The organism is Methanocella arvoryzae MRE50, assembly GCF_000063445.1.
GTDB lineage: Archaea > Halobacteriota > Methanocellia > Methanocellales > Methanocellaceae > Methanocella_A > Methanocella_A arvoryzae.
This window is the reverse complement of record NC_009464.1, coordinates 638,046-659,514: the sequence shown is the minus strand read 5'-3', so window position 1 is coordinate 659,514 and position 21,469 is coordinate 638,046. Positions and strand designations below refer to the sequence as shown.

Sequence of the window (21,469 nt, the reverse complement as noted above, 5' to 3'; positions counted from 1 at the left end):
TACAACTATTTTTCCAGATTTTTATAATATAAACAATTGTTTTTCAAAGGACAGATCCCATGCTTTGGATTTACTGGGGTGCATACAATGGCGCTAAAATCTATTATCGCAAATAAAATTTTATTAGGTTCTTTATGGTTGAACAGTTGGCATGCAAGCTCTACAATTTCCTTCTTCCTTCTAATCTCTCCATTAAGCCCTAAACCATAGTATCTGTTTAATACCCTGGCAATATTGCTATCCACAATGCAACTCTTTTTTCTAAAAGCTACTGCTAATATTGCTCCAGCTGCATAATCACCTACACCGGGAATATTTTTAAGGTCTTCTTTATTATCTGGAATGTTGCCAGAAAAAGTCCTTTGGATATATTCAGCTGCCATTTTAAAGTGATTGGCACGCCAGTATAATCCAAGAGGTTTAAGAGTTGCCTTTATATCTTCGATATCTGCTTCAGCTAATTGATCTACATCTGGATACTTCTTTAAAAATTGGTTATATACCGGGACTACTTGATCAGCTCTTGTTCTTTGTAACATAAATTCAGCAATCATCACCATATATGGTGATGATACATTTCGCCATGGGTAAGGACGATAATTCTTTTTATGCCAGTTTAGCAGATTTTTTATTATTTCGCCCATCTATCTAACAATAAATCCAATATACAAAATACCTTTTGAATATGATCATTTCCAATTAGCTGAACCCACCATCCTCTCCCCTTTCTCCGACAGCGGAAACTCCGGCTCTAACTTCTTCACCCTCCGATACTCTCTCACCGCATCATCCTTCATCCCCTTCTCCAGGTACAGATCTCCGAGCCCAGCATGTAGCTCCACATCATGCGGCTTCTGCCGAATCGCTTTCTTATACTCAGAAATCGCCTCGTCAACCCTACCCTTACGATGCAAAACATCCCCGATCCGCCGATACACATCCGGCGCATTCGGCGACAGCTCCTGTGCGGACTTGAACGCGTCCAGCGCCTCGTCCAGCCTATCCATAGAAAGCAGGAATTCGCCTATCATAAAAGGGATCATCGGGTTATCCGGGTCCGAGGCTCTCGCCAGCGCATATTCCTCGTATCCTTCGTTCTCCTTCCCTGCCCTGATCAACGCGCTTCCCAGGTCGACCCTGGCTTCATAATATTCCGGGTGAGCTATCAGTATATCTCTGTACACCCTGATAGCCTCATAATATTTCCCTGCGGCCGCGACTTCTTTAGCCCACTCGTACATTAGCTCGACATCCTCAGGGTCGCTATCGTAGGCGGTTCTATACTCCTGGCTGCTTTCTTTCTCCCGTCCCATTTTCGCGTAGACGATCGATTTCCAGTAGCGGGCCTCAGTATAGTCCTCATCCAGCTGGATGGCCTTATCGAATTCTTTTAGCGCCTCCTCATATGCGCCATTTCGGTAGAGTGCCTCTCCAAGCAGTCTGTGAGCTTCGGCATCGTCCGGCTCAAGCTCGCTCATCTTCCGGAATTCCTCGACTGCTCTGCCATAATTGCCCATGTCGCGGAAGTCCATGCCCGCTTCAAAGTGCTGATCAATCTCTTGATCTGTGCTTAAGTCGAATTTCTCTTCTTCAACTGTAGGTGCGCCGGGTTTGGGTGTCATATTAATATCAAAATTGCATTCACATACTTTTATAATTAATTGATTAATCCAGACAGTATCTCTGCCGGGTGCTATCGGGCCGCCACGCTCGCCAGGAAGCCAGGGCCGCCACGGGCTTTTTGATCGGAATCGCTCTAGTGCGAATATTGGCTTGGCGTTCCATGAACATCTGGGTCAGGGAGGTGTTGAGAGGCCAGGGAGGAGGTCTGAGAGGTTCACGGAGTTCAGAGAGAACGTTCAAGCTGGGAGGTCAGGGAGGTCATGGAGATCAGAGAGGAGGTTATGTGAGGTACCCGGAGGTCAGAGAGAATATCTTTAAAAAATCCTCCCAAACCTTTCCACACTCCCCAACCTCCTCTCAGACCTCGCTACCCTCTCCAACCTCCCAGCTTGAAAATCCTCCCCCGCCTCCCGGGAACTCCCCGACCTCCAGGAGTTTTTCATCGGCTTAACTTGAAAAACCAGTTTTCATGAGGCGAGTGCTTAGCCTCTTGGCATTCAATGAAAAATATCTCTTGGCGTGCCTGGCACCTTGGCGGGCCTGGCGGTATTTTCGACTCACACAGGGCTAACTTTCAATTTTTCATAGCCTCTGCCTGAAAATCCCAATTTCTCGTCAGGCGAGCGCATGTCACTAAAAAGGGTATAATATGGAATCTGTCTGGTACCGATTACACCTATTTTCATTATACTGTACAAAACCTTTAATATGGGAATGTTATATAAACTTATATAACAATAGGTGATCTGGCGTGATTGAGATAGACGAGCACGACAAAATAATCCATCAGCCAAAACTCGATACAATCAAAATGGTGGAGCACTTTATCGAAGAGCACAGCGGCGAGTATAAGAAGCGGGCGCTATGGGAACACCTGCCGAAAAAGATGATGTACCAGACCTATAAAGTGATCTTTGACTATCTGCTTGAATCTGGTAAGATTGGCGTTGATGCTGATGGCCATGTTTGCTGGGTGTGGAACCCGGAGCTGGTTAAGAAATATCTTGCCGATGAAGGCCTGATTATTAAGTAACCAGCTGATAAGCAGGCTATACGTCAGCTATTTATAATGCTGAATATGCATATGATTTTTGCATTTATGTGAAATTTAAGGTTGGCCTTGCTGATCATACTATTAAAGAAAAGTTAAATCGGCTTGAGCATTCCACGTCCGAAGATAAACTCCTCCATTCAGCTCTAACCAGTGCAATAGATCGCTTAAGTGAAAATGCCTTTTCCGGTACTCAGATACCTAAGAAGTTGATTCCTGGGGCATAAAAGAAAAAGTATGGGCTTAGTAATCTCTGGAAATACGATCTTCCTGACGGCTGGAGGTTATTGTACTTTGTCATCAGTGACGGCGATACGGCGATATCTGTAATCGTTGACTGGATGACGCATAAAGAATGCGAGCGGTTGTTTAATTATTGAAAAATCAAATGGCTCGATCGGCACCATTATATCATGTACTGTCTTGTTATGATCTACTTCAAGGCATCAGAAGATGCCCCGCCCCATTTTCGACGCCCGTCCACGTCATTTGTAGACGCAACCTATATATACTATAATTACAATTCTAAGTCCCAAGTATGAGGACTATGTGAGTGTCACCCGTGGAAGGGCACTTATATCCGGACTCATCCTGACAGCCAAAACCTGAAGACGGAAAAAATCGGCGTATACCGGGGCTGATCACCTCGCAGATGCACGCCAGTAAGTATTCCTCTTTATCAGGCTTTCACATAGGATGTCTCTTCGGCATATGAGCCTTCTCGGCGCACGTATATCGTAGCCTTGTACTGATCGGAATACCGTGAAGGTATTGTGACCAGAGTCGGAGCTGACTAACGCGTCAGGGTCGATAGCTTACTCGATGAACGAGTAAGTTAGCCCATTCACATATGAAACGCAGTTGAGTCAGGATCTGTTCGCGAAGACCAAGTATTACATTGAGTCCAGCGTGAATAAGCGTGGCATTCCGGGGAAGGGATATCAGCGCGAAGCGCCGGCGGAGACCGATGGCTTAAGGGTAGCCTGTATGGCTGCTCGAGATAGCGATATAATGGGATAAGGTCGCCGCGCCAGGCTTTAGCCCTCTCGTCCGAAGGACGCCATACTCCAAAACACGAAGGAACACAACCAACTTCAAGATTATTCCAGTTTACGTGGTGAATACTCCACCTGAGTGTGTCAGGTGCCATCCACGGTACGCACGGAGAAGCCTTTTTCCAGCTTCTTCACCTGGCAGGCGGGAGGGGTATTACAGCGTAAGTATCTGCTCTATGGCAGCATGATACCTGGCGAATGTCTAAGCCAGAGCCTATTCCCTAACATAGGAGGAAAATCTAAAATGGGACACGCACACGCACCAAGGCGTGGATCTCTCGGGTACAGCCCGAGGGTAAGGGCGCGAAGCCAGAAGCCCAAGATGAGAAACTGGGCAGAGCTTGGCGACCAGCCAAAGATTCAGGGATTTGTCGGATTCAAGGCCGGAATGTCTCACATTGTAATGGTTGATGACAGGCCGCACAGCGCGACCGAGGGTATGGAGATCTCCGTCCCGGTCACGATCGTCGAAGCGCCGCAGATGCACGTAGCAGGTATCCGTGTCTACGATGACAGCCCGTACGGCAAGAAGGTCATCGGCGAGGCATGGATCAGCGACCTCAAGATGCTCGAGTCGCTCACCCACCTGCCCAAGAACGGCTACAAGACCGACGAGCAGCTCGCGAAGATCGCAGAGCTCGTCAAGAAGGGTGTAGTCGCAGATCTGCGCGTCATGACTGTAACGCTCACTTCTGAAGTTTCGGGTATTCCCAAGAAGGTCCCCGAGCTCATGGAGAACCGGATCGCCGGTGGCGACATGGCTAAGAGGTTCGAGTTCGCTAAGTCGCTCATGGGTAAGGCCGTCGGCATCAAGGATGTCTTCGCACCGGGCGAACTGGTCGACGTCTCGGCCATCACCAAGGGTTATGGTACCCAGGGTCCTGTCGTCAGGTGGGGCATCGCTACCCAGAAGAGGAAGCACGCCCGCACTGGCAAAAAGAGGCACGTCGGTAACCTCGGCCCGTGGAACCCGCACCGCATCAGGTGGCAGGTCCCGCAGCTGGGTCAGACTGGCTACCACCAGAGGACCGAGTACAACAAGAGGATCCTCAAGATGGGCGACAAGGCCGAAGAGATCACTCCCGCTGGTGGTTTCCTGCACTACGGTCTGATCAGGAACGACTACATCATGCTGAAGGGCAGCATTCCCGGACCGGTCAAGAGAATGGTCAGGATCAGGCCCGCAGTAAGGCCCAAGAACATGCCGAAGCAGGCACCCGAGATCACGTACCTGAGCACTCAGTCCAAGATGGGCTAACCTGGAGGACCAAGAGATGGAAGTAACTATACTTAGCAAATCCGGCAAGAAGTCCGCAATCACCGTTCCCGCCGTATTCAACGAAGAGTACAGGCCGGACATCATCAAGAAAGCGGTGCTCGCAGCGCAGGCAAACAGGCTGCAGCCGTACGGCCCGGACAGGACCGCAGGCACGCTCTCCTCGGCAAAGAAGCACTCCTGGGGCAGCGGCAGAGGCGCAGCACAGGTGCCAAGGCTTGCCAACGGCAGCCGCGCAGCAGTAGTTCCGCACGCAAGGGGCGGCCGTGCATCTCACGGACCTAACCCGTTAAGGATCTACACTGAGAAGATCAACGACAAGGAGCGCATCAAGGCAATCCGCTCTGCTGTCGCAGCCACCACCAACCCCGAGCTCGTCAAGGCTCGCGGCTACAAGTACGAGGGCGCTCTGCCCGTAGTGGTCGACAGCGAGATCGAGTCGTTGAAGAAGACCAGCGAAGTAATGGAGCTCTTAACCGCGCTCGGCTTTGCCGCAGACCTCGCGAGGTCCAAGCAGAAGACTGTCCGCGCAGGCAAGGGCAAGATGAGGGGCAGGCAGTACAAGAAGAAGGTAGGCCTTCTCATCGTCATCGCCGAGGACAACGGCATCAAGCTCGCCGCCAGGAACATCCCGGGCGTTGACGTCGCAACTCTGGATGAGCTGAACGTCGAAATGCTCGCTCCGGGCACCCAGGCAGGCCGCCTGACGCTGTGGACTGAGGGCGCTATGAAGCTTCTGACGGAGGCTGGCGAAGAATGATTATCAAGTACCCGTTCATCACAGAAAAGGCGACCCTGTCCCTGGACAAGAACAACACTCTCCAGTTCATGGTCGACATGAGGGCCACCAAGCCCCAGATCAAGAAGGCCATCGAGGAAATGTACAACGTGAAGGTAGTCAAGGTCACGACCCAGATCACCGCACGTGGAGGCAAGAAGGCTGTAGTTACCCTCAGCCCCGAGAACCGGGCTGAAGAGATCGCCAGCCGTCTAGGAGTATTCTAAACCCGCCTGTGGAGGTTTGATTATGGGAAAGCGATTAATGTCACAGAACAGAGGTAAAGGCTCCCCGACCTACAGGGCTACCTCTAGCAGGTTCAAGGCGGACCTGGAGCACATCAAGACCTTCGGCGACGAGACCATCGAGGGTATCATCACCGAGGTCGTCCACGACCCGGCCAGGAACTGCCCCATCATCCGTGTCAAGTTCGGCAACGGCGAAGAGAGGCTCATCCTGGCTCCCGAGGGTGTCGGTGTCGGCGACAAGATCGCCTGCGGCATCTCGGCAGAGATCAAGCCGGGCAACACGCTCCCCCTGAGCGAGATCCCGGAAGGCTGCGCTATCTGCAACATCGAGTCGCAGCCGGGCGACGGCGGCGCGTTCGCACGCTCATCGGGCGTCTACGCGATCATCGTGGCTCACGAGGGCAAGAAGACCGTAGTCCAGATGCCTTCGGGCGAGATCAAGAGGCTCAACCCGAAGTGCAGGGCAACTATCGGAGTAGTGGCCGGCGGCGGCAGGACTGAGAAGCCCTTCGTTCGCGCAGGCAACAAGTGGTACAAGATGGCCAACAAGGCTACCAAGTGGCCCGTTGTCCGTGGTGTGGCCATGAACGCAGTCGACCACCCGTTCGGTGGCGGCGGCAGGCAGCACCCCGGCAGGCCCAAGACGGTCAGCAGGAACACCCCGCCTGGCAGAAAGGTAGGAAGCATCGCAGCGAGAAGGACTGGCGTTGGCCACTAAGCTGGTCTAGGCCATAGAGGAGATGAAATTAATGGTATCTAAACAGTCGAAGCAGGCTGGCAGGCTCCCGAAGAGGAAGGAAGAGTTCACCTACCGGGGTCTGACCATCGCCGAAATGAAGAAGCTGGACATGAACCAGGTCGCCGCTCTCCTGCCCGCCCGCCAGAGGCGGAAGATCAAGAGGGAGTTCGGCGAGGAGCACCAGAAGCTGCTCAACGCCGTCAAGGCCGGAGAAACCAAGATCAAGACTCACCTGAGAGACATGATCATTCTCCCGGAAATGGTCGGCGTAACGTTCGAGATCCACAACGGCAAGGAATGGAAGGCAGTCGAGACCACGCCCGAAATGGTCGGGCACTACCTGGGAGAATTCGCCCTGACCCGCCACAGCGTGTCGCACGGTTCCGCAGGTATCGGTGCAACCAGAGGCAGCAAGTACGTGCCGCTGAAATAAGGAGTGACGTAGATGTCGAAAGTTGGATACACAGCAGAATTTGACCCGGCCACCACCGCCAAGGCGATGGCCTACGAGATCAACGTCTCGCCCAAGCACTGCCAGGAAATCTGCAGGCAGATCCGCGGAATGAAGCTCAGCGCCGCGAAAACGTACCTGCAGGATGTCATCGACAAGAAGAGGTCGGTGCCTTTCAAGCAGCACGCCAGGAACGTCGGCCACAAGCGCCACCAGTCGGGCTGGCCCAGCGGCCGGTACCCGGTCAAGGCGAGCACCGAGATCCTGAAGCTGCTCAAGCACGCGGAAGCGAACGCAGAGTACAAGGGCCTCGAGACTGAAAACATGCGCATCATCCACTCGACCTCCAAGAAGGGCCGTGTGATCCAGGGCATCATGCCCCGCGCAATGGGCAGGGCTACCGCATGGAACATCGAGCTCGTGACGGTAGAGGTAGTTATCGGAGAGGTGCGTTAGATTGGCGATTGAGAAGAAATTCGTACAAGAGGGCTTCAAGAAGGCCATGGTCGACGAGTACTTCCTGGAGAAGCTCGAGCGCGCCGGATACGGCGGCATGGAGATCAACAGGACCCCTATGGGCACTCAGATCACCCTCAAGGCCGAGAAGCCGGGAATGATCATTGGAAAGGCTGGTAAGTCCATCCGCAGGTACACCAAGGAAATGGACATGCGGTTCAAGATGGACAACCCGCAGATCGATGTGCAGGAAGTCAAGAAGCCTGAGCTGAACGCCCAGATGATGGCGACCAGGCTGGCCAACGCTCTCGAGAGAGGCTGGTACTTCCGTAAGGCCGGACAGTCCACCCTGCAGAGGATCATGGACTCCGGAGCCATGGGCTGCGAAGTCATCATCGCAGGCAAGCTGACTGGCGCGAGGAAGCGCCGCGAGAAGTTTATCGCAGGCTACATCAAGCACTGCGGCAAGCCCGTCGAGGAGCTCGTGGACGTCGGCTACGCCAGGGCTAAGAAGAAATTAGGCATCATCGGCGTCAAAGTCAGGATCATGCCCCCCGAGGCAGTGCTCCCTGACCAGATCACGATCGAGGCGGCACAGGCCGCAGCACCCGCTCCGGCCGAGAAGAAGTCTCCCGCAGCAGGCGCCGAGCCCGCGAAGGAGGCAGCAGCAGTCCCGGCCCCGGCCGAGTCTACCGCTGCAGAGGTCGAGAAGATCATCGCCGAGTCGGAGGCCGCCGAGGCCGTAACGCCCGAGGGCGCCGAGGGCGATGAGAAGGCAGCGGCCGCGAAGAAGCAGCCGAAGAAAAAGGTGGTGAAGACCGATGGCGATTCTCAGAGCTAAGGAAATCAGAGGCATGAGCGACAAGGAACTTGACAAGCAGCTCAAGGACCTGCGCAACGACCTCCTGAAGCAGCACGCGATCTCCGCGACCGGCGGTGCGCCGGAGAACCCGGGCAGGATCCGGGAACTTCGCAGGACCATCGCTCGCATCCTGACCATCAAGCAGGAGAAAAAGCAGAAGGAGATGAAGCGTTAAAGTGTCGGTCTGTGACAAGTGTGGCCTGCCTGACGATCTTTGCGTATGCGAAGAAATCGTCAAGGAATCCCAGCGAGTCCGAATAACGACTGATAAGAGACGCTTCGGTAAAATGGCGACGATCATCGATGGTATCGACGACAAGAGCATCGACCTGAAGGAGCTTTCGAGCCTCCTGAAGGCCAAATGCGCCTGCGGCGGCACTATCAAGCAGCAGACCATCGAGCTCCAGGGCGATCACAAGGAAAAAGTGAGGGAGATCCTGGAGTCCATTGGCTATGCTGCCGAATCGATCGACGTTAAATAACCCCTGCTCTGACAGAGGAAAAATATAAATCTGAGCGCAGGGGGACCCCTGCTTGAGGAAAAATATAAATGTATGAGCAGGGGTTGTGATATGGACATAGCGCCGGACAACATCATCTACCATGAGCTGATAGGATTGAAGGTCGAGGTGGAAACACCTCCCTATGTCCTTACGGGCAAAGTGGTGGATGAGACGCGGAACATGATCATAATAAATACTGGCAAGCGCGATGCAAAAGTCCCCAAGTCGTGCTGCACCTTCGTGTTCACGCTTCCGGATTCCCGGCGCGTAAGAGTCCTCGGGACTTTATTACAATCACAACCTGAAAACCGCATCCCTAAGAAGAGGCGGAAAGGGAAGTGACCGGTCTACCGGTTAACCCCGCAATACAAGAGGAATAGAAATGGCGAAAGATATTGGACTAAACGTGAAGGCACCCAAGACCGAGTGCAACGATCCCCAGTGTCCGTTCCATGGCAGCCTGGCTGTCAGGGGACAGATCTTCGAGGGCACCGTTGTCTCCGCCAAGATGAGCAAGTCTGTAGTGGTGTCCCGTGAGTACTTAAAGCGTGACCTGAAGTATGACAGGTACGAGAAGAGGAGGTCTAAGCTCCATGCCCACAACCCGCCCTGCATCAACGCAAAAGAGGGCGACAAAGTGGTCATCGCAGAGTGCAGGCCGCTCTCCAAGACCAAGACCTTCGTAGTTGTAGAGGTGGCTGGACATGAGAGCAATTAAGGCAAAGATCCCGAGGTCTGTCCACACCGCAACCCGGCTCGAGGTAGCTGACAACACTGGCGCAAGGCTGGTGGAAGTCATCTCCGTCCTGAAATACAGGGGCAGGAAGAACCGTATGCCCAAGGCAGGCATCGGCGACATCTTCATCGGCTCCGTCAAGAAGGGCACCCCTGAGATGAGGAAAACTATCGTACGCTGTGTCGTGATCAGGCAGAAGAAGGAGTACCGCAGGCCGAGCGGCTTACGTGTCTCTTTCGAGGACAACGCCTGCGTCCTGGTAGACGACAACAACGACCCGAAGGGCACTGAGATCAAGGGCCCGGTGGCCAGAGAGGTCGCCGAGCGGTACGCCAAGATCGGCTCGACCGCCACGATCATTGTGTGAGGTGTGCGTTATGGTTACTTCATCACAGCCGAGAAAGCAGAGAAAATTCAGATACGAGGCTCCCCAGCACGTCCGCAGCAACTTCATCAATGCGAGGCTCAGCGAAGAGCTCAGCAAGAAGTACGGCAGGACAGCCCGTGTAATTGTCGGCGACACCGTCAAAGTCATGAGAGGCGACGCAGCCGGCACCGAGGGTAAGGTCCGCGAGATCGATGTGAAGAGAGAGAAGGTCGTCGTCGAAGGCGTATCCGTGGCCAGGGCAGATGGCAAGGAAGAGGCAAGGCCTATCCACCCGTCCAACCTGATGATCACCAAGCTGGTCCTCGACGATCCGAAGAGAGTCGCATCACTGGAGAGGAAATAACATGTGTGGCAATCATTTAAAGAGGGTCGCAGCACCGCGCACGTGGCCTATCACCCGTAAGACTTCCAAGTGGGTCGCCAAGCCCATGCCGGGAGCACACTCTGAGGAGCGCGGCATGCCTCTCGTAGTCGTGCTCAGGGACCTGTTAAAGGTAGCTGACAATACTAGTGAGATCAAGAAGATCCTCCACGAGGGCAAGGTCCTGGTCGACGGCAAGGTCCGCAAGGACTACAGGTACACCGTGGGCATGTTCGACACCATCTCGATCCCGGCGATCAACGCCAACTATCGTGTGGTCATCGGCATGGACGGCAAGTTCCACCTCGTGCCCGTCACTGACGCATCCGCCAAGATCTGCAAGATCGTAAATAAGACTGCGCTCAGGGGCGGCAAGATCCAGCTCAACCTGCACGACGGCACGACGATGATCGCGTCCAACGACTACAAGACGAAGGATTCAGTTATCCTCAAGATGCCGGAGAGAAAAATCGACCAGCACTTCACCTATGCAGTAGGCAGCCTGGTCATGGTTACCGAAGGCAAGCACTCGGGCGAGATCGGCAAGGTCAAGGAGATCAAGGTCGTTCGCAGCAGCGCCCCGAACACCGTGGTCATCACCACTCCGGAGGGCGACTTCGAGACCATCGAGCAGTATGTCTTCGTCATCGGCAAGGACAGCCCGGCAGTACAGGGGGTTAAGGCATGAGCGACAACATCATGTTCACTCCCAGGATTGAGAAAGTCACCGTCCACATGAACGTGGGCGAGTCCGGCAAGAAGCTGAACAATGCCGAGATGATCATGGAAAAGATCACTGGCCAGAAGCCCGTCAGGACCGTCGCCAAGAGGACCCTTCCCGGGTTCGGCATCAAGAAGGGCGAGTCCATCGGCTGCAAGGTCACCCTGCGTGGCGACGCCGCCGACAACTTCCTGAAGACCGCGCTGGGCATCATCGAGAACTCGATCGACGCCAGCAGGTTTGACGACAACGGCAACTTCGCTTTCGGCATCGAGGAACACACCGATTTCCCGGGTATGGAATACGACCCCGAGATCGGTATCTATGGCATGGATGTCATCGTCTCCGTGGAGAGGCCCGGCTACAGGATCAAGCGCAGGAAAATCCAGCAGCAGAAGATCCCGTCCGGCCACAAGCTGACCAAGGACGACTCGATCGCTTACGTGTCTAAGAACTATGGCGTGGAGGTCAGGTAAATGGAGAAGAGCGGCAAAAAGTTCGGATCCGGCGCTAACGTGTGCCGCAGGTGCGGCCGCAAGCAGGGTCTCGTTCGGAAGTACGGCGTTTACGTATGCCGTCAGTGCTTCAGAGAGATTGCCCACGACATGGGGTTCGTAAAGTACGAGTGAGGTCGAGATCATGGTTTTAATGGATCCACTGGCAAATGCACTCTCCGTCATCAAGAACGCCGAGACAACCGGCAAGACGGACTGCGTAATAGACCCCGCCTCGAAGATCATCGGCAACGTGCTCAAGGTCATGCAGGACCAGGGCTACGTCGGTGAGTTCGAGTTTGTCGACAACGGCAAGGCGGGCCAACTGAAAGTAAAGCTTATCGGAAAGATCAACAAGTGCGGAGTCGTAAAGCCGCGGTTCGCCGTCGGCAAGACAGAGATGGAAAAGTGGGAGAAGAGGTATCTTCCCGCGAGGAACTTCGGCACGCTGATATTAACCACCTCCAAGGGCGTCATGTCTCACTACGACGCTGCTAAGATGGGCATCGGCGGAGAAATCCTGGCTTACGTCTACTGATACGCACGAGGGATATTATGGCAGCAGAAAAAGTCAGAGAAATAGAAGTTCCCCAGGGTGTAACCGTCACTGTAAGCGGTGCAACTCTGACCACTAAGGGTCAGAAGGGGCAGATATCCCGAGAATTCAGGTTCCCGGGTATATCCGTCAGAACTGACGGAGGCAAGGTCATTGTCGAGACCGGAAAGGACGACAAGCAGACCAAGGCCACCGTCGGTACCTATGCATCTCACATCAAGAACATGATGACGGGCGTATCCGAGGGCTACGAGTATCACATGAAGATTGTCTACGCTCACTTCCCGATTCAGGTGAAGGTCGAAGGCAAGGACAAAGTAACGATCGGGAACTTCCTGGGCGAGCGGAAGGCTCGTACCGCGAACATCGTCGGCGAGACCAAGGTCACCGTCCAGGGCGACAAAGTCGTCCTCACGGGCATCAACAAAGAGGACCTGGGCCAGACTGCAGCAAACATCGAGCAGGCCTGCCGGATCCGGAAGAGAGACCCGAGGGTGTTCCAGGATGGAATATACATCACTTCGAAGGCGTGATCATAAATGGCAGACGATAAGAAGAAAGCAGTAAAGAAGACGGCCGAGAAAAAGGCTGCCGACGCAACTACTCAGAAGGCCTCCAAGAAGGCTACGAAGGAAGAGGCAGTCGAGCAGACTCAGGCTGTCGAAGCCAAGGCAGAGACCAAGGCCGCAGAGAAGACTGCTGAGTCCAAAAAGCTTAAGGGCACCCGCAAGGAGGCCGTTAAGGCTGCCGCGCCTTCGGTAAAGCCAAGGCCGGTCGCAAGGCCCGTCGAGCCCTCTACCTTAGAGCTCGACCCCGAGACGAAGAGGCTGCTGGCAGCCCGGAAGTCCAACAAGGCTTCGCTCCCGTCCTTCAACAGGATCGACTCTCACAAGAAGATCAAGCTGAGCGCCAGCTGGAGAAGGCCCAGAGGCCACCACTCCCAGTTCAGGCGGGGCAAGAAGGCCAAGGGCGCCAAGGTCAAGATCGGCTACGGTTCCCCGGCAGAAGTCAACGGATTCCACCCGTCCGGCTACCAGGAAGTCCTGGTCCACAGGCCGGAGGATGTCAAGGGCATCGCCAAGACACAGGCTATCCGCATCGGCGGCACTGTAGGCAGGAAGAAGCAGCTCGAGATCGAAAAGATCGCAAAAGAGCAGAACATCAAGGTTCTCAATCCGCTCAACACATTCGAGGGGGCGCAGTAAATGGTAGACTTAGCAAACCAGAAGAGGCTGGCCGCAGCTATCCTTAACGTCGGCCAGACCCGCGTTTGGATGGACCCGACCAAGCTCGAGGACATCGCTACCGCTATCACCCGTGAAGACATCCGCGGCTTAATCGAGGCCGGGACCATCAAGCGCAGGGCCGTCGTCGGCATCAGCCGCGGCCGCGCCCGTGCACGCGACCTCAAGAGGGCCAAGGGCCACGGTAAAGGCCATGGCAGCAGGAGAGGCGCAAAGGGTGCCAGGACTCCGAAGAAGGAGCAGTGGATGAAGAGGATCAGGGCACAGAGAAAGCTGCTCAAGAGCCTCCGTGAAAGCAAGGAATTAACGCCGCACACTTACAGGACCCTCTACCGCAAGGCGAAGGGTGGCGAATTCAGGAACGTAGCGCACCTGAAGTCGTACATAGCATACGCGGCAGCGCAGAAGAAAGAGGTGTAAAACATGGCAACCGGACCAAGATACAAGGTAGCCTTCAGACGCCGCAGGGAAGGTAAGACTGATTACCACCAGAGGCTCAAGCTCATCGTATCCCGCAAGCCCAGGCTCGTAGTGCGCAGGACCTCCAGCCAGGTCATCGCACAGATCCTGGTCACCAGGCCCGAGGGCGACAAAGTCCTCGCAGCGGCCACCTCAGCCGAGCTGGCAAAGACCTTCGGCTACAAGGGCTCTGGCAAGAACACCAGCGCCGCCTACCTGACCGGTCTTCTGATCGGGTACAAGGCGCAGGAAGCCGGAGTAGAAGAGGCCATCCTGGACATGGGGCTCAGGGAGAACCGTGCAGGCTCGAGAGTCTACGCAGCCCTCAAGGGCGCAGTCGACTCCGGCCTCGAAGTACCGTGCAGCGAAGACGTCTTCCCGTCCGACGACCGGATCAGGGGAGAACACATTGCAGGCAACACTGCCAGCAAGTACACGCAGTACGAGAAGAATGGCCTCAAGGCTGCAGACCTGCCGGCTCACTTCGACGAAGTGAAGGGTAAGATCACCAGCCAGTACGGAGCGAAGTAACATGGCAGCACCATATCAGAGAGAACAGGCAGCCTGGATCCCCAAGACCAGACTCGGCAAAATGGTCGCCGAAGGCAAGATCACGACCATGGAAGAGGCCTTTGAGACCGGGCTCCCCATCAAGGAATACCAGATCGTCGACGCTCTCCTCCCCGACTTAGTGGACGAGGTTCTCGACATCAGCATGGTACAGAGAATGACCGACTCCGGCAGGCGTGTGAAGTTCAGAACCACCGTAGTCGTAGGCAACGGTAACGGCTACGTCGGCCTTGCCCAGGGCAAGGGTGTCCAGGTAGGCCCGGCGATCCGCAAGGCTATCGAGAACGCCAAGCTGAACATCATAAAGGTCGCACGTGGCTGCGGCTCATGGGAATGCGGCTGCGGCCTCACCCACACCGTACCCTCCCAGGTAGAGGGCAGAGCAGGCTCGCTGAAGGTTGTTCTGATGCCGGCGCCGAGAGGCCTCGGCCTCGCAGCCGGCGGCCCCGCCAAGAAAGTGCTCGAGATGGCCGGATACAAGGACGTCTGGAGCAGGACCGAGGGAGAGACCAGGACGACGATCAACTTCGCGCTCGCAACCTACAAAGCGCTGGAGAGCACGACGACTGTAAGGACCAGGCAGAAGGAGGAGGCCCAGTAATGTACGCAATCATCCGTCTCAAGGGCTCCGTCAACACCAGGCCCGAGATCAAGGACACTCTCAGGATGCTCCGCCTGAACCAGATCAACCACTGTGTGGTCGTCGAGGAAAACCCGACGTACAAGGGCATGATCCAGGTAGTGAAGGACTACGTGGCTTTCGGCGTCATCAACGCCGACACCCTTGCCATGATCATGGAACACCGGGGCAGGCTCGAAGGCGGCGACAGGCTGACCAACGAGTACGTAGCGAAGAACTCCTCTTACAAGAGCATCAAGGAGTTCGCGGCAGCGGTTGCAGAAGGCAAGGCAAAGCTGGGCGACATGCCCGGCCTCAAGCCGGTCTTCAGGATGCACCCGCCACGCAAGGGACACAAGGGACTGAAGCGCACCTACCAGCAGGGCGGCGCGCTGGGTAACTACGGCGAAGAGATCGCATCTCTCGTCGAGCAGATGAGGTGATCACAATGTCCAAGCAAAAGAATAAGTCTTACAGGGGTTCCAGGACCTGCGGCGGCGGCACGCACAAGAACCGCCGCGGCGGCGGAAGCCGCGGTGGCCGTGGCCACGCAGGCGCATGCAAGCACCACACCTTCCGCGCAATGAAGGAAGGCTGGATGTTCGGCAAGCACGGCTTCACCAGGCCCCCCGTAACTCAGAAGCCCGTCTCCTTCATCAACGTCGGTGAACTGGACGAGCTGGCTCTCTACCTCGCCGAGAGTAAGATCGCCGAGGAGAAAGACGGCGGCCTGGCGATCAACCTGGACGAGCTCGGCATCGACAAGCTGCTGGGCAACGGCCGGGTCACCCGCAAGTACGTCATCACGGTTGGCACCGCGTCCGCAACGGCTAAGGCAAAAATTGAAGAGCTAGGCGGACAGATCATAACCGAGACAGAGACAGCGTAAATCGAATAAGGTGTCACAATGGCAGAGACGGGATTAAAAGATCGAATCGCACCGTTTCTCAGCAAGCTTCCGGCCGTCAAACGGCCGGAAAAGCATGTTCACTTCCAGAAGAAGCTGATGTGGACGCTGGGAATTCTAGTACTATACTTCGTACTGTCCAACATTTCGGTGTTCGGCCTCAGCGCGGCGTCCCAGGACCTTCTGGGTGCCTACCGTGCGTATTTCGCCGGAGCGCAGGGCTCGATCATCCTGCTGGGTATCGGCCCCATAGTCATGGCGTCCATCGTCCTACAGTTGCTCGTAGGCGCTGAACTCATTCCACTTGATACCACGGACCCGAAGGACCAGGCCATCTTCCAGGGGCTGCAAAAGCTGATGGTTTTCGTGATGATCGTAGTGGAGGCGCTTCCGCAGATCTACGGAGGTTTCCTGCTACCTGATCCTGCCATTGCCGCCACTCTGGGCGTCAGCACTGGTATCATCCAGCTTCTGATATTCGCGCAGGTAGCCTTAGGTGGCGTACTGATACTTTACATGGACGAAATCGTGTCCAAGTGGGGTATCGGGAGCGGTGTCAGCTTATTCATCGTCGCAGGTATTGCCCAGGCTCTGGTCGGCGGCATCTTCAACTGGAATCCGCCTTACCCTGGCCAGGCGATGGGCCTGAATGTCGACATAGCCGGCCTCGGCGCGAGGGAGAACCTTCCGATAGGTATCATCTTCCGCTGGGAGTGGCTGCTCAACAACATAGGGTTATCTCAGCTCCTGACCGGCGAAAACCTGATCGTCCTGCTCTACCAGGGCGAAATACTGGCTTTGCTGGCCACAATCATCATCTTCCTGCTGATCGTGTACGTCGAGTCCACGAGGATCGAGATCCCGCTGGCTCACGCCGCAGTCAGAGGCGCAAGGGGCAAGTTCCCCGTAAAACTCATCTACGCATCGGTCCTGCCGATGATCCTGGTGAGGTCGCTGCAGGCCACCCTTGAAATGGTGGGCTTGCTGCTGTACCGCAACGGGATCACCTTCCTGGGCACGTTCAACCAGTACAACCAGCCGGTTGATGGTCTGATGTTCTACATCAACCCGATCAACGGCCTGTCTGACTGGGTACCCCAGCTGGCGGCGCTCAACTATCCGGGTATCCAGCTCTGGCAGATCGCTCTGCACGTCTTCACGGATGCGTTCATCCTGATCGCAGGCGGTATCCTGTTCGCCATCTTCTGGGTGGAAACGACTGGCATGGGCGCTTCCAGAGTCGCCAGGCAAATCCAGAAGAGCGGCATGCAGATCCCCGGCTTCAGGAGAAACGAGCAGGTCATCGAGAAAGTAGTATCGAGGTACATTCCCAAGGTGACGGTTATCGGCGGCGCGTTCGTCGGCTTCCTCACCCTCCTGTCGAGCCTGTTCGGTATCCTTGGCGCAGTCAGCGGTACCGGTATGCTGCTCGCAGTCAGCATCACCTACCAGCTATACGAGAAGCTGGCGAGCGAACAGCTTATGGAGATGCACCCGCTCATGCGGAAATTCCTCGGAGAGGAGTAGAGTACAATGCAGTTTGTCCTGTTTGGCCCACCGGGTGCCGGTAAAGGCACCCAGGCCAAATTTTTGTCTGAAGAGCTTAACGTCCCTCACATCTCCACCGGAGACATCCTGAGGGAAAACGTGAAAAAAGGCACCGCACTGGGCCTCAAAGCCAAGTCCTACATGGACAAGGGCGAACTGGTCCCGGACAATTTACTCATCGACCTGATCAAGGACAGGCTTTCTCAGCCTGACTGCCGGAAGGGTTTCCTGCTCGACGGCTTCCCGAGGACGATCCCTCAGGCCGAGGCACTGGACGAGATTCTGGATGACATCAACAAGAAACTCGATGGAGTCATCAACATAGACGTTGGCTCCGGCGAGCTTATTCGCCGGCTGTCTGGCCGGCGGATCTGCAGATCCTGCGGGGCATCCTACCATCTTGTCTTTAATCCTCCTAAGGCGAAGGACCTTTGCGACTCGTGCGGCGGAGAGCTGTACCAGCGTGACGATGACAAGGAAGTCGCCATCAAGAACCGGCTCGACGTCTACGTCAGGCAGACTCAGCCTGTGCTGGAGTACTACAAGAAGAAAAATCTCCTGATCGATATCGACGGGGAAAAGGAGATCGACGAGGTCACTGCCGACGTAAAGGCGGCAATCAGAAAGCTGGCCTGAGACTCCTTTTTCTTTTATTTATGTTATCAGGAAACCGTTCTCATAAACATCCGAAAGTCTTTTTATCCTAAGTTACTTTCTAATATTGACAACCGACACCCGGATATTTCACATTTTAGGAGTTTTATTACATGGCTGAGAAAAAGAAAAGAAGTTTAATGGATACCATCCAGATGATTATACTGGGTATCGGCTTTGCTATCCTGCTGGGCTCGACATTCTTCGCTAACGAGTTCCGCCCTATCGTGGCGGGAACAGTAGACGTCATCATCTCGCCGATCACGGCGACAATGCCTTTCTATATCGTAGTTCTTGTCATAGCGGCTATCGTCACCTTCTTCGCAAACTTCATCCAGAAATACACAGTGGACTGGGAACTTATGCGCCGGGTGCAGGAAAAAAGCCGGGCGCTGCAGAAGGAGTACCGGGAAGCACAGCTGGCCGGTGACAAGAAGAGGCTGGAAAAACTGCAGCAGGAACAGATGGCCATGCTGGAGGACCAGACGGCTATGTCCAAACAGCAGCTGAAGCCGATGGGCTTCCTCATGATCATTTCGGTGCCCTTATTCTTCTGGGCTTTCTGGTACCTGGGCAACCATCCCGATCTTACTATGGTGTTCCCCTTCTGGGGCGAGAAAAAGATGATGGACGGAGCGTTCTTCGTCTTCCAGTACTGGATCGTCTGGTCGTTCATCTGCTCGATGGCCATCAGCCAGGTCATACGAAAGGCTTTTAACGTAGGCATCTCTTCATAGTATCCATTATTGGCAGTCAGGCCACAGGCCAGGCTGCTCTCTATATAAAGGTGATTTTCGTGGAGGGAGCCAGTAAAGCGGATAGCGCTACGATCAAGAAGAAAAATAAAAGTTTCCTGGATACGCTTCAGACAATCTTACTGGTCATCGGCTTTGCCATCATGCTGGGCTCGATCTTCTTCGCCAACGAGTTCCGGCCCGTAGTAGCGGGCGCGGTAAATGTTGTCGCAGGCCCGATCGCCAGTATGATGCCCTTTTACATGGTGGTGCTGACTATCGCCGCCATCGTGACTCTGATCTCCACTTTCATCCAGAAATATACCATAGACTGGGAGCTCATGCAGCGGATGACCATCCGCAGCCGGGCTTTCCAGAAGGAGTACCGGGAAGCACAGCTGTCCGGTAACAAACACAAGCTCAAAAAGCTGCAGGAAGAGCAGCTTTCGATGATGGAAGACCAGTCTCAGCTTTCGAAGCAGCAGCTGAAGCCGATGGGATTCTTAATGATCATCTCGGTGCCGCTGTTCTTCTGGATGTACTGGTTCCTGACTAACAACCCTGACATGACTATGGTCTTCCCCTTCTGGGGAGAGCAGAAGCTGCTCGACAGCGCCTGGTTTGTCTTCCAGTACTGGATCGTCTGGTCTTTCATCTGTTCACTGGCCATCAGCCAGGTTATCAGAAAAGCGATTAACGTAGGTGTAGGGGTATGATTATCACACTCAGCGGCCAGCCGGGATCGGGCAAGACCTCGGTGGCAAAAGAGCTTGCGGAAAAATACGGCTTCGTCGTCATCTCCGCGGGCGAGCAGTTTCGCAAGCTGGCAGCCGAACGGGGCATGACCCTCGAAGAGTTCGGCCGCCTCGCAGAAAACGATCCGTCCATCGATCTGGCCATCGACCAGAGGCAGAAGGAACTGTCCAGGCAGTTTCCCAACGTGCTGGTAGAAGGCCGCCTGGCCGGCAGGACCATCGAAGCCGACATGCGTATCTGGCTTAAAACCCCGTTGCGCATCCGTGCGGAGCGCATCTCCAACCGGGAAAACATACCAGTCCACCGGGCATACGACGAGACCCACGCCCGTGAGATCTGCGAGCTTTCCAGGTATAAGAAATATTACGATATCGATCTAACAGACTTATCGTGCTATGATCTGGTCATAGACACGTCAAAGTGGGATGCCAAAGGTGTGTCCTCGATCATTTTCAAAGCCATAGATGAGTTGAAGAAAGCATGAAGCTACCGGGCGAGACGAAGCGGGAACGGCTGATCAAGTCGAAAGACAAAGCACAGGGCTACGGCAAGGACCCGCAGACCCGCACCATCAAAGAGCTGCTGGACCAGGGCGTCATCAACCTCGACAAGCCCTCCGGCCCCACCAGCCACGAAGTGGTCTCCTGGGTCAAGAATATCCTGGAGATCAGGCGGGCTGGCCACAGCGGCACTCTTGATCCTCACGTAACCGGCGTGCTCCCGACCATGCTCGGTGATGCCACCCGGCTGGTACAGACCTTACTCTTATCAGGCAAGGAATATGCCTGCGTCATGCGCCTCCACGATGACGTGCCGGAGAAAAAGCTCCGGGCGGTCATGGACGAGTTCGTCGGCGTAATTTATCAGCGCCCGCCCCTCGTCAGCGCGGTCAAGAGACAGGTCCGCAAGCGGAGCATCTACTATATCGAGTTCCTGGAGCAGGACGGCCGGGACGTGCTCTTCATAGTTGGCTGTGAGGCCGGCACCTACATTAGAAAGCTCTGCCACGATATAGGCGAGGCAATCGGCTGCGGCGCCCACATGTATGAGTTGCGCAGGACCCGGAGCGGCCCGTTCGCCGAGGACGACTCCCTGATCACGCTGCACATGCTCAAGGATGCTTATACCATCTACAAGGAGACTGGCGACGAGAAGCCCCTCCGCAAGTGCATCTACCCGATGGAGTACGCGCTGCGGCACCTGCCGAAGATCATCGTCAAGGACAGCGCAGTCGACGCCCTTGCAAGGGGCGCATCGCTCCACGCCCAGGGCATCAGCCAGCTTGAAACAGGCATCAACAAGGGCGACATGGTCGCCGTATTCACCCACATGGGCGAAGTTGTCTCGATCGGCAGGGCTAAGATGACGACAGACGAGCTCATGAGCGCAAAAGAAGGACAGGCTCTTGACACCGTCGCAGTGGTCATGAAGCCGGGCATATACCCGTCAGCGTGGAAGAAGAAATAAGGGAAATAATCCTTCACTCTCTGAGGCCCGAAGGGCCTCCCAAAGAAAAAAGTTATATGTGAGAATTGTGTAGTAGTGTTGCAATTTTGCGGCGTGGCTGCAACATGCGCACACGGTAACTTTTTGCCGGGGTAGTCTAGTGGTAAGGCGCAAGCCTGGAAAGCTTGTGAGGTGCAAATCTCTCAGGAGTTCAAGTCTCCTCCCCGGCGCTTT

General features: G+C 55.1%; 33 protein-coding genes and 1 tRNA gene. 32 read left to right on the top strand and 2 right to left on the bottom strand.

The genetic code is table 11. The annotated features are described in order from the left end of the window. Window positions 1–5: 5 nt before the first annotated feature. Entirely contained in the window at window positions 6–644 is a 639-nt protein-coding gene (locus RCI_RS03390; protein ID WP_012034986.1) for a DNA glycosylase, read from the bottom strand. 45 nt (window positions 645–689) lie between these two features. Then, a complete protein-coding gene (locus RCI_RS03385) occupies window positions 690–1,622 on the bottom strand; it encodes a tetratricopeptide repeat protein (protein ID WP_012034985.1) in 933 nt (310 codons plus the stop codon). Between the two features lie 752 nt (window positions 1,623–2,374). Here RCI_RS03385 and RCI_RS03380 point away from each other — a divergent pair. The 32 genes from RCI_RS03380 (at window position 2,375) to RCI_RS03225 (ending at window position 21,465) form a co-directional block, all read left to right on the top strand. Beyond that, window positions 2,375–2,656, top strand: a complete 282-nt coding sequence (locus RCI_RS03380) for a hypothetical protein (protein ID WP_012034983.1) — start codon at window positions 2,375–2,377, stop codon at window positions 2,654–2,656. 1,317 nt (window positions 2,657–3,973) lie between these two features. Next, window positions 3,974–4,987 carry a 50S ribosomal protein L3 gene (locus RCI_RS03375; protein WP_012034981.1) on the top strand — a complete coding sequence of 338 codons (1,014 nt, stop codon included), beginning with the start codon at window positions 3,974–3,976 and terminating at the stop codon, window positions 4,985–4,987. Window positions 4,988–5,003: 16 nt separating this feature from the next. Further along, the gene (rpl4p, locus tag RCI_RS03370) at window positions 5,004–5,765 is read left to right on the top strand and encodes a 50S ribosomal protein L4 (protein WP_012034980.1); all 762 of its coding nucleotides are present in this window, start codon (window positions 5,004–5,006) and stop codon (window positions 5,763–5,765) included. Next, complete coding sequence (locus RCI_RS03365; protein ID WP_012034979.1) at window positions 5,762–6,010, top strand: 50S ribosomal protein L23; 249 nt, start codon at window positions 5,762–5,764, stop codon at window positions 6,008–6,010. The genes rpl4p and RCI_RS03365 overlap by 4 nt, the downstream gene beginning before the upstream one ends. 22 nt (window positions 6,011–6,032) lie before the next feature. Then, window positions 6,033–6,749 (top strand): 50S ribosomal protein L2, encoded by a 717-nt coding sequence (locus RCI_RS03360; RefSeq protein ID WP_012034978.1) that lies wholly within the window; start codon window positions 6,033–6,035, stop codon window positions 6,747–6,749. Window positions 6,750–6,780: 31 nt separating this feature from the next. Further along, window positions 6,781–7,203, top strand: coding sequence for a 30S ribosomal protein S19 (locus tag RCI_RS03355; RefSeq protein ID WP_012034977.1), 423 nt, complete (start codon window positions 6,781–6,783; stop codon window positions 7,201–7,203). Between the two features lie 12 nt (window positions 7,204–7,215). Then, window positions 7,216–7,677: a 50S ribosomal protein L22 gene (locus tag RCI_RS03350; protein ID WP_012034976.1), complete on the top strand. Its 462-nt coding sequence runs from the start codon at window positions 7,216–7,218 to the stop codon at window positions 7,675–7,677. Between the two features lies 1 nt (window position 7,678). Then, complete coding sequence (locus RCI_RS03345) at window positions 7,679–8,518, top strand: 30S ribosomal protein S3 (RefSeq protein ID WP_012034975.1); 840 nt, start codon at window positions 7,679–7,681, stop codon at window positions 8,516–8,518. After that, a complete protein-coding gene (rpmC, locus tag RCI_RS03340; RefSeq protein WP_012034974.1) occupies window positions 8,499–8,714 on the top strand; it encodes a 50S ribosomal protein L29 in 216 nt (71 codons plus the stop codon). The genes RCI_RS03345 and rpmC overlap by 20 nt, the downstream gene beginning before the upstream one ends. Before the next feature lies 1 nt (window position 8,715). After that, on the top strand, window positions 8,716–9,021 hold the full coding sequence (gene yciH / locus RCI_RS03335) for a stress response translation initiation inhibitor YciH (protein ID WP_012034973.1): 306 nt from the start codon (window positions 8,716–8,718) through the stop codon (window positions 9,019–9,021). A 90-nt stretch (window positions 9,022–9,111) separates the two neighbouring features. Continuing rightward, window positions 9,112–9,384 (top strand): ribonuclease P protein component 1, encoded by a 273-nt coding sequence (locus tag RCI_RS03330; protein ID WP_012034972.1) that lies wholly within the window; start codon window positions 9,112–9,114, stop codon window positions 9,382–9,384. Between the two features lie 40 nt (window positions 9,385–9,424). Further along, window positions 9,425–9,760: a 30S ribosomal protein S17 gene (locus RCI_RS03325; RefSeq protein ID WP_012034971.1), complete on the top strand. Its 336-nt coding sequence runs from the start codon at window positions 9,425–9,427 to the stop codon at window positions 9,758–9,760. Next, window positions 9,747–10,145: a 50S ribosomal protein L14 gene (locus RCI_RS03320; protein ID WP_012034970.1), complete on the top strand. Its 399-nt coding sequence runs from the start codon at window positions 9,747–9,749 to the stop codon at window positions 10,143–10,145. Before RCI_RS03325 ends, RCI_RS03320 begins: the two co-directional genes overlap by 14 nt. Window positions 10,146–10,155: 10 nt before the next feature. After that, window positions 10,156–10,509: a 50S ribosomal protein L24 gene (gene rplX, locus RCI_RS03315; RefSeq protein ID WP_048197954.1), complete on the top strand. Its 354-nt coding sequence runs from the start codon at window positions 10,156–10,158 to the stop codon at window positions 10,507–10,509. 1 nt (window position 10,510) lies between these two features. Beyond that, on the top strand, window positions 10,511–11,215 hold the full coding sequence (locus RCI_RS03310) for a 30S ribosomal protein S4e (RefSeq protein WP_012034968.1): 705 nt from the start codon (window positions 10,511–10,513) through the stop codon (window positions 11,213–11,215). 11 nt (window positions 11,216–11,226) lie between these two features. Further along, window positions 11,227–11,724, top strand: a complete 498-nt coding sequence (locus RCI_RS03305; protein ID WP_048198944.1) for a 50S ribosomal protein L5 — start codon at window positions 11,227–11,229, stop codon at window positions 11,722–11,724. Continuing rightward, the gene (locus RCI_RS03300) at window positions 11,725–11,877 is read left to right on the top strand and encodes a 30S ribosomal protein S14 (RefSeq protein WP_012034966.1); all 153 of its coding nucleotides are present in this window, start codon (window positions 11,725–11,727) and stop codon (window positions 11,875–11,877) included. Between the two features lie 10 nt (window positions 11,878–11,887). Further along, entirely contained in the window at window positions 11,888–12,280 is a 393-nt protein-coding gene (locus tag RCI_RS03295) for a 30S ribosomal protein S8 (RefSeq protein ID WP_012034965.1), read from the top strand. Between the two features lie 17 nt (window positions 12,281–12,297). Further along, window positions 12,298–12,831: a 50S ribosomal protein L6 gene (locus RCI_RS03290; RefSeq protein ID WP_012034964.1), complete on the top strand. Its 534-nt coding sequence runs from the start codon at window positions 12,298–12,300 to the stop codon at window positions 12,829–12,831. 6 nt (window positions 12,832–12,837) lie between these two features. Further along, entirely contained in the window at window positions 12,838–13,503 is a 666-nt protein-coding gene (locus RCI_RS03285) for a 50S ribosomal protein L32e (RefSeq protein ID WP_012034963.1), read from the top strand. Continuing rightward, complete coding sequence (locus tag RCI_RS03280) at window positions 13,504–13,962, top strand: 50S ribosomal protein L19e (protein WP_012034962.1); 459 nt, start codon at window positions 13,504–13,506, stop codon at window positions 13,960–13,962. 3 nt (window positions 13,963–13,965) lie between these two features. Then, entirely contained in the window at window positions 13,966–14,532 is a 567-nt protein-coding gene (locus tag RCI_RS03275; RefSeq protein ID WP_012034961.1) for a 50S ribosomal protein L18, read from the top strand. A 1-nt stretch (window position 14,533) separates the two neighbouring features. Next, on the top strand, window positions 14,534–15,172 hold the full coding sequence (locus RCI_RS03270) for a 30S ribosomal protein S5 (protein WP_012034960.1): 639 nt from the start codon (window positions 14,534–14,536) through the stop codon (window positions 15,170–15,172). Continuing rightward, window positions 15,172–15,633 (top strand): 50S ribosomal protein L30, encoded by a 462-nt coding sequence (locus RCI_RS03265; protein ID WP_012034959.1) that lies wholly within the window; start codon window positions 15,172–15,174, stop codon window positions 15,631–15,633. The genes RCI_RS03270 and RCI_RS03265 overlap by 1 nt, the downstream gene beginning before the upstream one ends. Window positions 15,634–15,638: 5 nt before the next feature. After that, window positions 15,639–16,079 (top strand): uL15m family ribosomal protein, encoded by a 441-nt coding sequence (locus tag RCI_RS03260; RefSeq protein ID WP_012034958.1) that lies wholly within the window; start codon window positions 15,639–15,641, stop codon window positions 16,077–16,079. Window positions 16,080–16,097: 18 nt separating this feature from the next. Further along, a complete protein-coding gene (gene secY / locus RCI_RS03255; protein ID WP_012034957.1) occupies window positions 16,098–17,624 on the top strand; it encodes a preprotein translocase subunit SecY in 1,527 nt (508 codons plus the stop codon). Window positions 17,625–17,630: 6 nt separating this feature from the next. Next, the gene (locus tag RCI_RS03250; RefSeq protein WP_012034956.1) at window positions 17,631–18,281 is read left to right on the top strand and encodes an adenylate kinase; all 651 of its coding nucleotides are present in this window, start codon (window positions 17,631–17,633) and stop codon (window positions 18,279–18,281) included. Between the two features lie 131 nt (window positions 18,282–18,412). Next, the gene (locus tag RCI_RS03245) at window positions 18,413–19,036 is read left to right on the top strand and encodes a DUF106 domain-containing protein (protein ID WP_012034955.1); all 624 of its coding nucleotides are present in this window, start codon (window positions 18,413–18,415) and stop codon (window positions 19,034–19,036) included. 59 nt (window positions 19,037–19,095) lie between these two features. Then, entirely contained in the window at window positions 19,096–19,749 is a 654-nt protein-coding gene (locus tag RCI_RS03240; RefSeq protein ID WP_012034954.1) for a DUF106 domain-containing protein, read from the top strand. Further along, a complete protein-coding gene (cmk, locus tag RCI_RS03235; RefSeq protein WP_012034953.1) occupies window positions 19,746–20,273 on the top strand; it encodes a (d)CMP kinase in 528 nt (175 codons plus the stop codon). Before RCI_RS03240 ends, cmk begins: the two co-directional genes overlap by 4 nt. Then, window positions 20,270–21,256 (top strand): RNA-guided pseudouridylation complex pseudouridine synthase subunit Cbf5, encoded by a 987-nt coding sequence (locus RCI_RS03230; protein WP_012034952.1) that lies wholly within the window; start codon window positions 20,270–20,272, stop codon window positions 21,254–21,256. The genes cmk and RCI_RS03230 overlap by 4 nt, the downstream gene beginning before the upstream one ends. Window positions 21,257–21,381: 125 nt before the next feature. After that, a tRNA-Ser gene (locus RCI_RS03225) sits at window positions 21,382–21,465 on the top strand. The last annotated feature ends 4 nt before the right edge of the window (window positions 21,466–21,469 follow it).